Raw genomic sequence first — 14,077 nt, 5'->3', positions numbered from 1 at the left:
GCGCCTCGTGCCTTGAAAATTCAACGCACTCGCAGTCCGCTGCGGGTGCGTTTTTCGTTTCAGACCGATGCGTGCCCGCGCAGACGGAACACCAACGGCATCATCACCAAGACCAGAGCCGCCGAGAAAAAGAACGGTGCGCCGGGCAGATAAGTGCCTTCGCCATCGACCGACGCCTGAAAGATGCCGGTCATCACCAAAGGCGACAGAACCGCAGCGACAGAAGACAGTGACGCGATGACTCCCTGCACCACGCCCTGCCGGTCTTCGTCCGCCTGGTTCGAGGCCATAGCCGTGATCAAGGCAGGCACGAGGTCGGACAGCGCGGCAAGCAGAATAAAGATGACAAGGGCCGTAACCGTTACGGTAAACCCAAAGCCGATCATTCCGACCAATGCCGATACCATCCCCAGCAGCAGGGTTCGGTAATCGCCGATCCAGCGAATGAAGACCGGCATCAGTCCGGCTTGGACGAAGGCCAACAGCACGCCGTATGCGGCCAGCGACAGGCCGATATACAGCGTGGACCAGCCAAACACCTCTCGTATCCAGAAGGCCCAGAGGGTGGGGTAGACCATGTTGGCAAATTCAAAGATGAAAATGCACAGCAGCGGCACTGCCAGCCCCGGAAAGCGGAAGGCGTCAAAGATCGATTTGAACGGGTTCAGGTCGCGCTTGCCAAAGGGGCGGCGCTTTTCTGGTTTCAGGCTCTCGGGCAGGACGAAGACTCCGAACAGGGCGTTGGCGGCGGACAAGACCGCAGCGATCCAGAACGGCGCAGTAATGCTGATCCCGGCAGCGATGCCGCCGATGGCCGGGCCAAGCACAAACCCAATCCCGAAGGCCGCCCCGATCAGACCGAAATTCGCCGCCTTCTCGGTCGGTGATGATATGTCAGCAATGTAAGCCGTTGCGGTGATATAGGTCGCCCCCGCAAGCCCCGCGAGCGTCCGTCCCAGAAGAAGCAGCCAAAACGTTTCGGCCAGCGCCATGATCACATAATCCAGCGCCAACATGGTCAGTGCCGCGATCAGGATCGGCCTGCGCCCGACCGCATCTGAAATGCTGCCGACAATGGGTCCGCACAGGAACAGCGCCCCGGCATAGGCGGCCATCAGCAGCCCACCCCAAAAAGCCCCCTGTCCGGTATTGCCCGCACCGACGCGATCCATCAGGTCGGGCATGATCGGGAACACGATGCCAATACCGATGGCATCAATCATCAGCGTGATCAGGATAAAGGTTATCGCGCGGCTTTTGAACATACCGCCCTATCGGACGAGTACGCTGTTAAAGCAAGAGAAAAGGGCTGCGTGGTACAATTGTCCAACAGCCCTTTTGCAGTTCGCCTTTATTGGCCTAGTGCCACGCCTTCGCGGCGCGGATCAGCCGCTCCGATCAGCTGGCCATCCTTGATCAGGATGGCGTGAAGCCCACTGTTGAGATCGACCTGTTTGACCTCATGCCCCTTGGCTGTCAGAGCATCAGCGAATTCGGCAGCGGATGTTCCCTGCTCCAGATCCATCGCAGACCCGTTGCGATGCACAAAATGCCCGGTTTCGATGGCATCCTGCGGGTCCATTTCCCAATCCAGGATCGCAATGATCGTTTTGGCCACATAGTTGATAATGCGGCTACCGCCGGGTGAACCGATCAGCAGATAGGGCTCACCATCCTTCATCACGATAGTTGGTGACATCGAACTGCGCGGGCGTTTGCCACCCTCAACGCGGTTGGCCACCAGACGGTCGCCATCCTTTGGTGCGCGGTCGAAATCGGTGAGTTCGTTGTTCAGCAAGAAACCCCGCACAAAAACTCGGCTGCCAAAGGCGGTCTCAATAGTGGTCGTCATCGACAGCGCGTTGCCGTACTGATCTCGGATCACGATATGGCTGGTGCCGGGACGATCCGGGTTTTGCGAGGGCGCAAACAGGGCGGTGTGATCACGTGGCGGCTCACCTGCCTGACGCTTCTCGCTGGCTGCAGCAGGGTCGATCATCTCCGAGCGCAGCTTTAGATAGTCCGTGTCCAGAAGACCCTTGACCGGTACATCGATAAAATCGCTGTCGGCCATGTAAAGCGCGCGGTCGGCATAGGCCAGCTTGGCGGCCTCGGCATAGAGATGCGCCATCTCGGCGTTCCACCCAGTGCCTTCGAGGTCGAAGTTGCTGAGTATCCCCAGAATCTGCCCGACGGTCAGGCCGCCGGAGGTTGGCGGACCCATTCCGCAGACATCGTAGCCGCGATAATCGGCGCAGACGGCGGGGCGGATTTTGACGCGGTAGTCGGCCAGATCTTCAAGCGTGATGTTGTTTTCCACCTTGGATGTGGCATCCACTGCCGCCACGATATCTTCGGCGATGGGGCCGCTATAGAAGGCGCCTGCGCCCTGATCGGCCAGAATGCGCAGGGTTTCGGCAAACTCGGGGTTCCGTCGTAAGGTTCCAGCCTGCAGCGGCGTGTCATCTTCGTTGAAGAAATACGCTTTGCCCGCCGGGAACACACCGACTGAGCGCTCACGTTCAATCGTGCTTTGGATCGAGTTTGCCATGCGGGGCGAAACCTCAAACCCCTGCTCGGCCTGATCGATGGTAGACTGGAACAGCGAGGCCCAGTCATTCTTGCCATAGAGGTTATGGGTCACTTCCATCAGGCGCAGAATGCCCGGAACGCCAACAGATTGTCCGCCTACAACAGCTTCGGGCCACGGCATCTTTTCACCGTCCGGTAACAGAAACCGTTCAGGCGTGGCTTTCGCAGGGGCTTTTTCACGCGCATCAAAGGTGGTCAGAGTTTTAGCCGACGCATCCCAATACAGCATGAACGCACCACCGCCGATGCCCGATGATTGCGGTTCAACCAGATTGAGCATCAGCTGCACGGCAATCATCGCATCTGCGGCTGTGCCACCTGCGGCCAGCACATCATATCCGGCTTTGGCAGCAATGGGATTGGCGGCCGAGACCATGAACTCGGTGCCAGTCACCGAGTTTTTGTCCTCCCAACCATAGCCATATTCCGGCGCAGGGTCCTGCGCATTGGCCGCGCAAGCGACAACACCCAACGCCAGAACGGCGCCGGTTTTCATGAATGTCTTCATCATAGAAATCTCCCGGTAAGGATCTGCGAGATTGGCTACTGAGTAACAAGCTTCAAATGGCAGATTCTCAGCTTAAATCCGATCGATTTACCGCACAACATATACTGACGTGTGCGAATGCCTCACGACGCGCGCCGCATTCGGACCAAGCAAATAGTCTTTCAAGTCAGGCTTATGCGCGCCGATCACGATCAAGTCCGAGCCCGCGCCTTCCGCGGTTTTGAGGATCTCCTGATAGGCGCTGCCAGTTGCCACCACATGACGGACCTTGGCGTTGCGCTCTTCCCCCAGCGTGGCGGCGCAGAGGGCGACCAGCTTTTCATGAGCCTCTTCAATCACCTTTTCGTGGTGGTGGGGCTCAAAAAAACTGCTGACGAACCCCTCTCCATAATCGGGCGTCACCGTCACCACATCCAGCCGCGCGCCATCCATTTCGGCCAGCGCTGCGGCGCGTTCAAGGACAGCAACATCAAGATCGCCATTGCTGATATCCACGGCGCACAGAATAGCTTGGGTCATGCGGGTTCTCCCTGTTTTGCGGCGCGGCCGCGCTGGAGGAAGGCGACAAGACCCAACAGGATCAGCGCCGGGATAAAGATCAGCTCTTTCGCGGGCTGGCTTTGCGGAGCCTGAATGCTGGTAATGCGAACGGCATCATCAGCATAATAGTCGAACATGTCCAGCTCATCCGCGACCGGCGTACCGAACATCGGCTCGTCGAGCTTGACCAGACCATCCTCTTCCAGCGTCATCAGGCCCAGAGCGTCAACGCGTGCTGTGCCATCGGCCCCTTCCGGAATGTCCAGAACTACGGTGGTTTCGGTCATATTGCCGGTGTCAAAGTCCGGGCCCGCGACCTCAATCCGCATAGTGCTGCCGGGTGCGGCCTCACCCACGGCCTGTGTAAGCTGTGCCGGTTCGATCTGCGCAAAGGGCGGTGCGATGCGGTTCATGAAGAAATCCGGACGGAACAGCGCAAAGGCGATCAGAATCAGCGCCACGCTTTCATAGATGCGGTTCTTGGTCAGGAACCAGCCCATGGTACCTGCGGTGAAGATCAGGATCGCGATGGTCGCAGAGACGGCCACCAAGATGCCCTGTACCCAGCCCACATCGATCAGCAACAGATCGGTGTTGAAGATGAACACGAAAGGCAGTGCCACGGTGCGCAAGCTGTAGAAGAAGGCGGTGAAACCGGTCTTAATCGCATCCCCACCAGAAACGGCGGCGGCCGCAAAGCTCGCCAGACCAACCGGCGGTGTCACATCGGCCATGATGCCGAAATAGAACACGAACAGATGCACCGCGATCAGCGGCACGATCAGACCGTCCTGCGCACCCAGTTCGACAACCACACCCGCCATCAGCGAGCTGACGACGATGTAGTTCGCCGTGGTCGGCAGGCCCATTCCGAGGATCAGGCTGAGAAGACCGACCAGCGCCAGCATGGCGATCAGGTTGCCACCCGACAGGAACTCGACCAGGTCAGCCATCACCTGACCCACACCGGTCAGCGTTACGGTGCCCACGATCACACCCGCGGTGGCGGTCGCCAGCGCGATACCAATCATGTTGCGCGCGCCGTCGATCAGCCCGTTCCACAGGTCGACGACACCGGCCTTGAAGGCATTCGCTGTGTCACTTTCACCCCGGAAGATCGACTTGAGCGGTTTCTGCGTCAGCAGGATCACGAACAACAGCGAAGTCGCCCAGAAGGCTGATAGGCCCGGTGATTTCTGTTCGATCATCAGGAAATAGACCAGCACGATGATCGGTAGCAGGTAATGCAGACCGGCCTTGTAGATTTCGGCAATTACCGGCAGTTCAACCTCTTTGGCATTAGGATCGTCAGGCACCAAGTCCTCTACTCCGGAAGCCAGCCAAAGCAGGATCAGATAGGCCAAAACGATTAGCGCCGACAGGACCAGACCCGACGCATCGGGCATGAGCGCGACAATCGCTTTGATCGGGTACTGGATGCCATAGCACAGCCCGGCAAAGCCCACGAAGAACAGCGCCATTCCACCGATTGTGCGCCCCATCGAAACGACGCGGTCGCCCAGCGTCGGCATGTTCCGCTTCACCGCTTCAAGGTGCACAATATAGACCAACGCGATGTAGGAAATCGCGGCAGGCAAGAAGGCGTGGGTGATTACCTCAACATATGAGATGCCCACATATTCCACCATCAGGAATGCAGCAGCGCCCATCACGGGCGGCATAATCTGGCCGTTCACGGATGAGGCGACCTCGACCGAGCCTGCCTGTTCGCTGGAAAAGCCTACACGCTTCATCAGTGGGATAGTGAAGGTGCCGGTCGTGACAACGTTCGCAATGGACGAGCCCGAGATCAGGCCCGTCGCCGCAGAACCAACAACAGCCGCTTTAGCCGGGCCACCGCGCAGGTGCCCCAGCGCGCCAAAGGCCATCTTGATAAAGTAGTTGCCCGCGCCCGCCTTATCCAAAAGCGCGCCGAACAGCACGAAGAGGAAGACGAACTTGGTTGAAACGCCCAGCGCGATGCCAAAGACGCCTTCGGACGTGATCCACATATGGCTCATCGCCTTTTGCAGGCTGGCACCTTTCCAGCGGATCACCTCGGGCACCCACTCGGAGGAACCGAAGAAGACGTAGGCCAGAAAGATCGTAGCGATGATCGCCATTGCCGGGCCAAGCGCGCGACGCGCGGCCTCGAACAACAACAGCAGGCCAACAAGAGCAAACCACTTGTCCGTATCGTCTGCGAGACCGCCCGCATCGACGATCTTTTGATAGAAGAAATAGCCATAGAGGGCCAGAAATGCGCCCACGATCCCCATGATCCAATCCTGAATCGGGATGTAGTTCCGCGGGCTGGATTTCAGTGCCGGATAGGCCGAAAAGGCCAGGAACATCGCAAAGGCCAGATGAATCTGGCGTGAGTTGTTCACTACACTGCCCGGCAGCAGATAATTCGATAGGGGAGAGGCCAGAACGACCTGAAACACCGACCACAAAACCGCAACGATCGCCAGAAACAGCCCGACATTTCCCGCCGGATCACGCGCGCCTGCATCTGATGAGGCAACCAGTTCCTGAAGCTCTTCTTCGGAAAGAGGGCGATTGCCCTGTGTGTCGGAACTCATGTTGGTATCTCCCTGTCCTTCGGCCTTGGTTTTTGCGGCCGTCTTGTCTCCGGTTTAGCCCGGATATGAATCGGGGCGCCCCGAAAGGCGCCCCGTGTCAGGTCTGGTTACTGAATCCAGCCTTTTTCTTTGTAGTACTTCTCAGCGCCCGGATGCAGCGGTGCCGACAGGCCATCCGCAATCATTTCTTCCGGTTTCAGGTTGGCAAATGCCGGGTGCAGCTTTTTGAAGTCATCGAAGTTCTCGAAGACCGAGCTGACAACCGCATAAACCGCGTCTTCCGACACGTCAGCCGAAGTCACGAAGGTTGCACCAACACCAAATGTCGAGGTGTCACCATCCGAACCACGATACATGCCACCTGGGATGGTTGCGGTACGGTAGAAGGAGTTGTCACCAACCAGCTTGTCAACCGCGTCGCCGCTGACGTTCACCAGAACCGAGTCACAGGCGGTGGTTGCTTCCTGGATCGAACCCGATGGGTGACCAACGGTGTAAACCATCGCATCGATCTGGTTGTCGCACAGGGCAGCGGACTGTTCAGCCGCCTTCAGCTCGGTCGCCAGTTCGAAATCGTCGGTGGTCCAACCCATTTCGCCCAGCAGCACTTCCATGGTGCCACGCTGACCGGAACCGGGATTGCCGATATTGACGCGTTTGCCCTTCAGGTCTTCGAAATTCGAGATACCCGCGTCGGCACGCGCCACAACCGTGAACGGCTCTGGGTGTACCGAGAACACGGCACGCAGGTTCTCAAACGGGCCGGCTTCTTCGAATTTCGAGCTGCCGTTGAACGCGTGGTACTGCCAGTCCGACTGTGCCACCCCAAACTCAAGCTCGCCTTCGCGAATGGTGTTGATGTTGTAAACCGACCCCCCAGTCGACTCCACCGAACACCGGACCCCGTGCTCTTTCCGGCCCTTGTTGACCAGACGGCAGATCGCGCCACCCGTCGGGTAATAGACACCCGTAACGCCGCCAGTTCCGATCGTGATAAATTCTTCAGCATATGCCGCTGGTGCCATCAGGGCCGCCGCGGCAAATGCGGTGATTGAGGTTTTCTTGAACACTTTGACACTCCTGTTGTCAGTCTTTTTTGATCTGTGGGGTGCCTGAAACCTTTCAGAACACAACAGAAAAAATCGCACTGGAATCAGGCCCCCCGATGATAAAGAGGAAAGCGAAACCAAACAGCAGGTGTCTATACGGTAGATTACGTATAGGCTTGGATTCAGATATAGGGGAAAGAGGGTAACTGATCACATTCTGTGACTGTGATACCGACCCGTGCAGAAGGTCGTTTGGACAAGAATTGAACTACGCAGGGCAACAAGAAATACGCCAGGACCACACTGAGCCAGCCCGCAGGCGAAGATCGCTGCGCGCCACGCTTGCGCTGTGTTTGGGTGGGCTGCAGTTCATCGCCATCCTTTCGGTGATCCTGTCGACCTTTGTCAGCTCGGAGAACGCGCTGTTGCGGCAATCCCGAACATCGCTGAACGAAGTCAGTGTCAATGTCATCGGCCAAGTCAAAAGTTTTCTGAACCCCGCCCGGCAGGCCTTGGATGCAACTCGGCGACTTGCTGAAAATGACGTACTGGATATCAGCGATCCTGGCGTATTGGAAAGCCATTTTTTTCAGCAGCTACAGGTCGCGCCTCAACTCGCAGGGATGTATCTGGCCGATGCGACGGGCAGGTTTGTCTATGTCATGCGCGCGGAAGAGCCCGGACGTTATCGCACCAAGTTCGTTCCGCCATTCCTGCCCGGCACCGCGGAACATCCCGCCGATTTCCAATGGCGCAACGATCAGTTCACATTGCTGGAAACGGCCACTACCCAGACTGACACCTATGAAGCGCGCACCCGGCCCTGGTTCAGAATGGTGACCGAAGCCAAAGCACCGATCTGGACAGAGCCTTATATCTTCTTCACCACGCGCCAGCCGGGGATCACTTATAGTGTCCCCATATTGGACGATACCGGAGCTATCCGTGCCATTTTGGGTGTCGATATCCAGATCGACGCCCTGTCGGGGTTCCTGCTGGACATCTGGTCGGAACGACGCGGTGCCGCGCTGGTTCTGAACGAAAATGGCGCGGTGCTGGCGCATCCAACGCTGGTGCTGATCCGGCAGGAAGCACATATGGAAGCGCCCGAGCTGACGCGTGTGGACCAAATCGCAGACCCCATCGCGCAAAAGGCGTTCGGAGATGTCGTGCAAACCGGTCTGAGCGACACGGAAGGACCGGTTCATACCGATTTCCAGCTGAACGGTCAGGACTATGTGGCGATGCTTATCGAGGTGTCCGAGCCGGGGCTGCGTTGGTTGATCGGGCTTTATGCGGCCGAGGACAACTTTATTGGCGAGATCAAGAAGAACCGGACGCAAGGCGTCTGGATCGCGCTTGCCATTGCCATTCTGACGGGCGCAATTGGTTTGGCCATGGCCGACCGGATCTATGCCCCTGTGCGCACCTTTGCCAGCCAGAGCCAGCAATTGCGCAGCGGAGAGATCACCACCGAAGAAGGCCTGCACAGCCCCTATCGCGAGCTGGAAGATACCGGTGCGGCTCTGACACAGGAAGTTCGACAACGGCAACGGTTCGAAACCGCCTATGGCCGCACCTTCGATCTGGCCTCGCGCGGGATGGCGCAGATCTCGCCCGAAACGGGGCGGTTTCTGCGGACCAACGAACAGCTGTGCGATATCATGGGATATCAGCCGGATGAATTGGAGAGGATGACGCTGGCCGACATCCTGCCGGAAGACGAACAGCAGATCGCGGTCAAGTTCCGCGAAACCCTGCTGCAGGATTCCGAGTTCATCGCCGAGAACCAGTTTATCCGAAAAGACGGATCCCCCATCTGGTTGCGGGTCAATGCCATCCTCATCCGCGATGAAAGCGGGACCCCTGATCATGCGGTTGCCATTATCGACAACGTCAGCGATCGAAAGCAGGCCGAGGATGAAGTAAGCCGCCTCAGCCGCGATTTGTCCCATGTGGCACGGGTCAACCTGATGGGCGAGATGGCCTCGGGGCTGGCGCATGAGCTGAACCAACCGCTAAGCGCGATTTCCTATAATGTCGACGCCGCGAAGATCACGCTGGATGAAATCGGCGATCCCGATCCTGAGGTTATAGAAATCCTTTCGGATATCGACCGCCAGTCGCGCCGTGCGGGCGACATCATCCGCGCCCTGCGTGATGTGGTGCGTAAGGATCGCGGACGTCAGACTCCGTTTGAACTGAACGGGTTGATCCGGCAAACCGTCAGCCTGATGGACGCCGAGGCGAAGTTACACGAGATCAAGCTGCTTTATGAAGAAACCGACCTTCCTCTTGTCATCGGAAACCGGACGCAGATCGCTCAGGTTCTGGTTAACCTGTTGCGCAACGCGATCGACGCCTTGGCCCTGGATCCGGATGGCAAGGGTAAAATCACCATCACTACAAAGACTAGCGATGAACTGGTCGAGGTGCGGGTTGAGGATAACGGGCCCGGGATTAGCGATGGTGTCACCTTGTTCAACTCGTTTGACACCCAGAAGACCGACGGGATGGGGCTGGGCCTGTCCATTTGTCGGACCATCGTCAAAGCCAATGACGGAGCCATTTGGTACGAGCCTACTGAGACGTCCGGGGCGCGCTTCTGTTTCACCCTGCAGCGCCGCGATCAGCCCAAGGAGGATCACGCATGACCTTTGAGCCGCTGGTCGTTTATATCGTCGATGACGATGAAGATGTGCGCGTCGCCTTATCTCGGTCGCTCAGCAAACGCGGACTAAGGGTCGAGCATTTTGCCGATGCGCAGACATTTCTGAATCAGGTGCATGAGGATGCAAAAGGTTGCCTGATCCTGGACTATGGCATGCCCGGGATGGACGGGCTGGAATTGCAGGAACATCTGAACCGGCGCGAGTCGACCATACCGGTCATTTTCATCTCGGGTCATGGCGGCATTCCGGAATCCGTGCGGGCCACCAAGGCGGGTGCAATTGATTTTCTGGAAAAACCCTTTGACCTGCAGGTGCTGATCGAACGGATACAGGCCGCGTTTGAAATAGGCGACCGTCTGCGCGCCGAGAAATCGCGACGTCAGATGCTTGCGGACAAGCGCAGACTTTTGACCGACCGCGAGGAGCAGGTCTTGCAACATATTCTGACCCACCCCGCGCGCACGTCGAGCAAAGAGATCGCAACTGCCTTGGGTATCAGCCCCCGCACAGTAGAAATTCATCGCGGGCGCATACAGCAAAAGGTCGGCGTGAAAACCACGATAGAGCTGTATGAACTGTTCGGGCAGATGCAATGATCGCAAGCCTGATGATGTATGCCCGCCCTCAGCTTGATGAGGCACATCTGCGATACTGGAACCTCATCCGTGACAATCTGAACCGCGCCGGGATCGAGAGCCCTGAGCATCTGTCGCAGGACGCCGAGGAATTCTCGGTCTGGCAGCACCCGGAACTGGTGCTGAGCCAGACTTGCGGCATGCCGTACCGGACATGGCTACACGATAAGGTCGCGTTGGTTGGCACGCCAGACTATGGTCTCGACGGGTGCCCGCCCGGCTATTACCGCAGTGCTCTGGTCGTGCGCGCCGATGATCCACGCACAAATCTGATGGCGTTTCGGGAAGCGGTGTTCGCTTACAACCAGACATTTTCGCAATCTGGCTACGCCGCGCCTTATTGGCATCTTGAGCCGCATGGCTTTTGGTTCAAACACCGTGTGCAAACCGAAGGTCACCTGAAGTCGGCGCAGTCCGTTGCGGAAGGTCACGCAGATATCGCCGCCCTTGATGCGGTTTCTTGGCGATTGATGGCTGAGTATGAAGAGTTTGCCGCATCTCTGCGGGTGTTAGAGTGGACGGACCCGACGCCTAGCCTGCCATTGATCACTGCGGAGGGTAACGATCAGCAAGCGATTTTTACAGCGGTTGAACGGGCGATTGCGCAGTTGGATGATGCGGATCGTACTGCCTTGGGGATCAAAGGTCTCGTGAGGATTCCGGCCGAACGTTATCTGGACGTGCAGAACCCGCCGGGATCGGTTTAGTCGTCTTGTGTGCCGGTGTCGCCGACGACAGCCGATAGCACATAATGGCTTTGGTCGCCCTTAATCAGAATCGGTGGGCCGGGTTGTTTAAGCTGCGGAACGACGCTTTCAACGCCGAGACCGCGCGTTAGGTCTGTCGCGCGACTTCCTCCGTGACCGGCTCAGCCTTTCCCTCGATCATGTCCTCTTCGACCGGCTCTTCAAGTGACTCTTCAGCACTTTCTTCAGGTTCCTCTGCCTCTTCAGCCTCTGATTGATCCTCAAGCGCGCCAACGATCAGAGGCAGCATGTGCACACCCGTCGCACTAGCAATCTCGGGCGTCTGAGGCGTCTGCCAACTGAGCGTATCGAAGCTGCCGCAGTTCTGGCACACCGGTCCCCATTCAGGCTGAATGTCGTGGCAATTGGTGCAGACCCATTGCGGCCCGCGCGGTGCGTTCAGCGCCTTGGCCAGCCAACCCTGAACCACCGCGTCCGAGGCGCCCTCGCCCCGTTCAATCGCAGCCATCAGCGTGTAGGCCCGTGCATCCCCCTGCTTTTCGACAACATCACCCAGCGCGCGTCGCGCTTCGGGGAAGTCTTCGGCTACGATGTTCAGCTCGGCCAAAATCAGGCGTGTTTCCATATTCTCTGAATGAATGCGGGTCAAAGCGGTGAACCGCTTGATCCGCTGTTCAGGTGTTTCGTCTGGCACAATCTCGGCAAAGGCATGGGCCAGATCGGGGTGAGGCTGTACTTCCCACGCCTTTTTCAGAATCTTGGTGGCTGCACGCGGTTTGCCCTTTTCGATATAGGCGCGCGCGGCCATGGCGGCTGCTGGGACAAGATCGGGTGAAAGGCGGTTTGCCTCAATCGCATGTTCCTGCTGTTCGACCGTCGCCGTGTCGTCCAGCAGCACTTTGGCCTCGGACAAAGCCAGGACTGCGTCGCGCCGTTTGAACACGTCGCGCGGCAAATACCCGGCCTTCAGCTTCGAGGTCAACGTGGACCGCGCACCGGCCCAATCCTGCGCTTTGGTCTGCAGGTTCAACAGCACATCCTGCGTTTCTTCATGCCGGGGTTTGAGGGCCAGAGCCTTCTCGGCCAGCTTGCGCGCGGTTTCATCATCGCCTTCGGCCAGCTTTTGCTTCATGATCCCGCGCACACCGACAAATCGCGTGGCGTTGTTGGTGACCAGCTTCTTGTAAGTCTCGGACGCTTTCTTGGTATCACCGGTCATCTCGGCTGCCTGCGCCACCAGCAAATTGGTCAGTTCCGGATTGTTCAGCAGCTTCTCGGCCTTATTGGCCTTGGTCATCGCCACGCGCCCCTCACCCGAGGCCAGCGCCATCAACCCGTCCGCCAGCGCCTGATATCCTCGCTTTTCCCGACTGCGATCGAAATAACGTGAAAGGGCGGTTTCATCACCGTTTAGGAATTTCAGCGTGGCGATCAGCAGCGTAAGCAGCTTGAAGAACAACCAGACCGCAAACACCAGCACGCCCAGCGCGATCACTGATTGCAGCGGGCCCAGTGTGTATTCGGTGCCTGCGACGGTGATCTGCACGCCGCCGGATGATTCCATCAAGAACCCAGCACCCATGGCCAGCAGGCCGATAATCGCAACAAAAACAAGGATCTTTAACAATGACCACAGCATGGCAGGTCCTTCAGTTCGAGTTCAGGCTTGAAGCAAGCGTATTTGCGGCCTCGACGGCAGAGGCCCGTGTCTGCGCCGCCTGCTCCCAATCCGCCAATGCGGTCTGCGCCGCTTCGGGCAAGGATTTCAGTTCGGTCAACGCCTTAGTGACATCACCATCCGCCAACGCCGCTTGAGCGCGTGACAAGACCGCGTCCGGATCGTCGCCCTCTTGCGGGGTCACCGACCGCGCGCCTGTCTGGCGCTGCAAGAAAGCAACCAAGCCGGTGCCTTTATCGGCATCACGGGCATCCGCCAGTGCGGCGCGGGCTGCGGGGGCAAATGAGCTGCGCAGCGCCGAAAGGGTCTCAACTCCGTCCTTCGAAGATGCAGCCAAGGCATCGGGTACATCGACACCACCGGCTTTCAGTTCAGAGACCAAATCTTCATAGGGTTGACCGGCATCCAACTGACCATGCAAACGCGACAGGATGGCGGCGTTGGTCGCCGCGCGCGCTTCGGCCGAAGCTTTAGCCTCTAAAGCCTGCGCGTCTGAGACCATCTTTTCCACTTCGCTACGCTGAGCGGCCAGAGATTCCTGTAGTTTCTTCAATTCTGCCTCGAACGCGGCTGTGGCCTCGGGCGAGACATTTGCTTCAAGCGGCTGCTTCTCAAGCGCGGTCAGGCGTTCCTCAAGCGGGTCGACCTTACCGGTCAGGCCATCAACACTGCTCTTCACGGCAGTCAGATCGCTTTCGACCGGAGCAAGCTTATCCGACAACGCCTTGATCTGATCTGACAAGCCCGAGACATCGGGGCCTTCAGCAAGAGTTTTTGTCAGTTGGGCAATCTGATCGGATTGTTCCGCCAGCTTCGACTCGAGCGCGGAAATTGCGTCCGAGCTATCTGCTCCTTGAAACAACAACCCGCTGTTGCCTGCAGCAAATCCGAGGCCCGCAGCAATAACCCCCCCCAACAAAGCCGGAACAAACCCACCGCGTTTTTCGACTGTGCGTTCGATCACCTTTTCTTCGGTCGGCTCGGCCCTGTTCAGGGCTTCGGCTTCGGCTTCGGCTTCGGCTTCGGCTTCGGCTTCGGCTTCGGCTTCGGCTTCGGCTTCGGCTTCGGCTTCGGCTTCGGCTTCGGCTTCGGCTTCGGCTTCGGCTTCGGC

10 protein-coding genes are annotated in these 14,077 nt (G+C 58.2%); 3 read left to right on the top strand and 7 right to left on the bottom strand.

Annotated features, from left to right (window positions below):
- Positions 1-59: 59 nt before the first annotated feature.
- The 5 genes from ACR0DK_RS18220 to ACR0DK_RS18200 form a co-directional block, all read right to left on the bottom strand.
- Positions 60-1,265: an MFS transporter gene (locus ACR0DK_RS18220; RefSeq protein ID WP_170407966.1), complete on the bottom strand. Its 1,206-nt coding sequence runs from the start codon at positions 1,263-1,265 to the stop codon at positions 60-62.
- Positions 1,266-1,351: 86 nt separating this feature from the next.
- Positions 1,352-3,103 (bottom strand): gamma-glutamyltransferase, encoded by a 1,752-nt coding sequence (ggt, locus tag ACR0DK_RS18215; protein WP_480737458.1) that lies wholly within the window; start codon positions 3,101-3,103, stop codon positions 1,352-1,354.
- A gap of 84 nt (positions 3,104-3,187) precedes the next feature.
- A complete protein-coding gene (locus ACR0DK_RS18210) occupies positions 3,188-3,619 on the bottom strand; it encodes a universal stress protein (protein WP_170397943.1) in 432 nt (143 codons plus the stop codon).
- Entirely contained in the window at positions 3,616-6,225 is a 2,610-nt protein-coding gene (locus ACR0DK_RS18205) for a TRAP transporter permease (RefSeq protein WP_170397940.1), read from the bottom strand. Before ACR0DK_RS18205 ends, ACR0DK_RS18210 begins: the two co-directional genes overlap by 4 nt.
- A gap of 107 nt (positions 6,226-6,332) precedes the next feature.
- Entirely contained in the window at positions 6,333-7,295 is a 963-nt protein-coding gene (locus ACR0DK_RS18200; protein ID WP_170397937.1) for a TAXI family TRAP transporter solute-binding subunit, read from the bottom strand.
- Positions 7,296-7,537: 242 nt separating this feature from the next.
- On the opposite strand from ACR0DK_RS18200, the gene ACR0DK_RS18195 reads away from it, so the two are divergent.
- Genes ACR0DK_RS18195 through ACR0DK_RS18185 form a run of 3 tightly spaced genes read left to right on the top strand, consistent with a single transcriptional unit; the run spans position 7,538 to position 11,288 of the window.
- Positions 7,538-9,928 carry an ATP-binding protein gene (locus tag ACR0DK_RS18195; RefSeq protein WP_170397935.1) on the top strand — a complete coding sequence of 797 codons (2,391 nt, stop codon included), beginning with the start codon at positions 7,538-7,540 and terminating at the stop codon, positions 9,926-9,928.
- On the top strand, positions 9,925-10,542 hold the full coding sequence (locus ACR0DK_RS18190; RefSeq protein WP_170397932.1) for a response regulator transcription factor: 618 nt from the start codon (positions 9,925-9,927) through the stop codon (positions 10,540-10,542). Before ACR0DK_RS18195 ends, ACR0DK_RS18190 begins: the two co-directional genes overlap by 4 nt.
- Positions 10,539-11,288, top strand: a complete 750-nt coding sequence (locus tag ACR0DK_RS18185) for a phosphate/phosphite/phosphonate ABC transporter substrate-binding protein (RefSeq protein WP_170636615.1) — start codon at positions 10,539-10,541, stop codon at positions 11,286-11,288. Before ACR0DK_RS18190 ends, ACR0DK_RS18185 begins: the two co-directional genes overlap by 4 nt.
- Positions 11,289-11,415: 127 nt before the next feature.
- Here ACR0DK_RS18185 and ACR0DK_RS18180 read toward each other — a convergent pair whose 3' ends face one another.
- Both ACR0DK_RS18180 and ACR0DK_RS18175 read right to left on the bottom strand, forming a co-directional pair.
- Positions 11,416-12,927 carry a heme biosynthesis protein HemY gene (locus ACR0DK_RS18180; RefSeq protein WP_170513508.1) on the bottom strand — a complete coding sequence of 504 codons (1,512 nt, stop codon included), beginning with the start codon at positions 12,925-12,927 and terminating at the stop codon, positions 11,416-11,418.
- A gap of 10 nt (positions 12,928-12,937) precedes the next feature.
- A partial coding sequence (locus tag ACR0DK_RS18175; protein WP_480737452.1) for a COG4223 family protein occupies positions 12,938-14,077 on the bottom strand: 1,140 nt, incomplete at its 5' end.

Source organism: Ruegeria sp. CE6, from assembly GCF_056537485.1.
Note: the sequence above shows the minus strand (reverse complement) of the source record. Positions and strands in the feature narration are given on the sequence as shown.

Excerpts from the sequence above, each read along its gene's own strand:
- ACR0DK_RS18220 (WP_170407966.1), bottom strand. The coding sequence starts at position 1,265 with ATGTTCAAAAGCCGCGCGATAACCTTTATCCTGATCACGCTGATGATT.
- ggt (WP_480737458.1), bottom strand. The coding sequence starts at position 3,103 with ATGATGAAGACATTCATGAAAACCGGCGCCGTTCTGGCGTTGGGTGTT.
- ACR0DK_RS18210 (WP_170397943.1), bottom strand. The coding sequence starts at position 3,619 with ATGACCCAAGCTATTCTGTGCGCCGTGGATATCAGCAATGGCGATCTT.
- ACR0DK_RS18205 (WP_170397940.1), bottom strand. The coding sequence starts at position 6,225 with ATGAGTTCCGACACACAGGGCAATCGCCCTCTTTCCGAAGAAGAGCTT.
- ACR0DK_RS18190 (WP_170397932.1), top strand. The coding sequence starts at position 9,925 with ATGACCTTTGAGCCGCTGGTCGTTTATATCGTCGATGACGATGAAGAT.
- ACR0DK_RS18185 (WP_170636615.1), top strand. The coding sequence starts at position 10,539 with ATGATCGCAAGCCTGATGATGTATGCCCGCCCTCAGCTTGATGAGGCA.
- ACR0DK_RS18180 (WP_170513508.1), bottom strand. The coding sequence starts at position 12,927 with ATGCTGTGGTCATTGTTAAAGATCCTTGTTTTTGTTGCGATTATCGGC.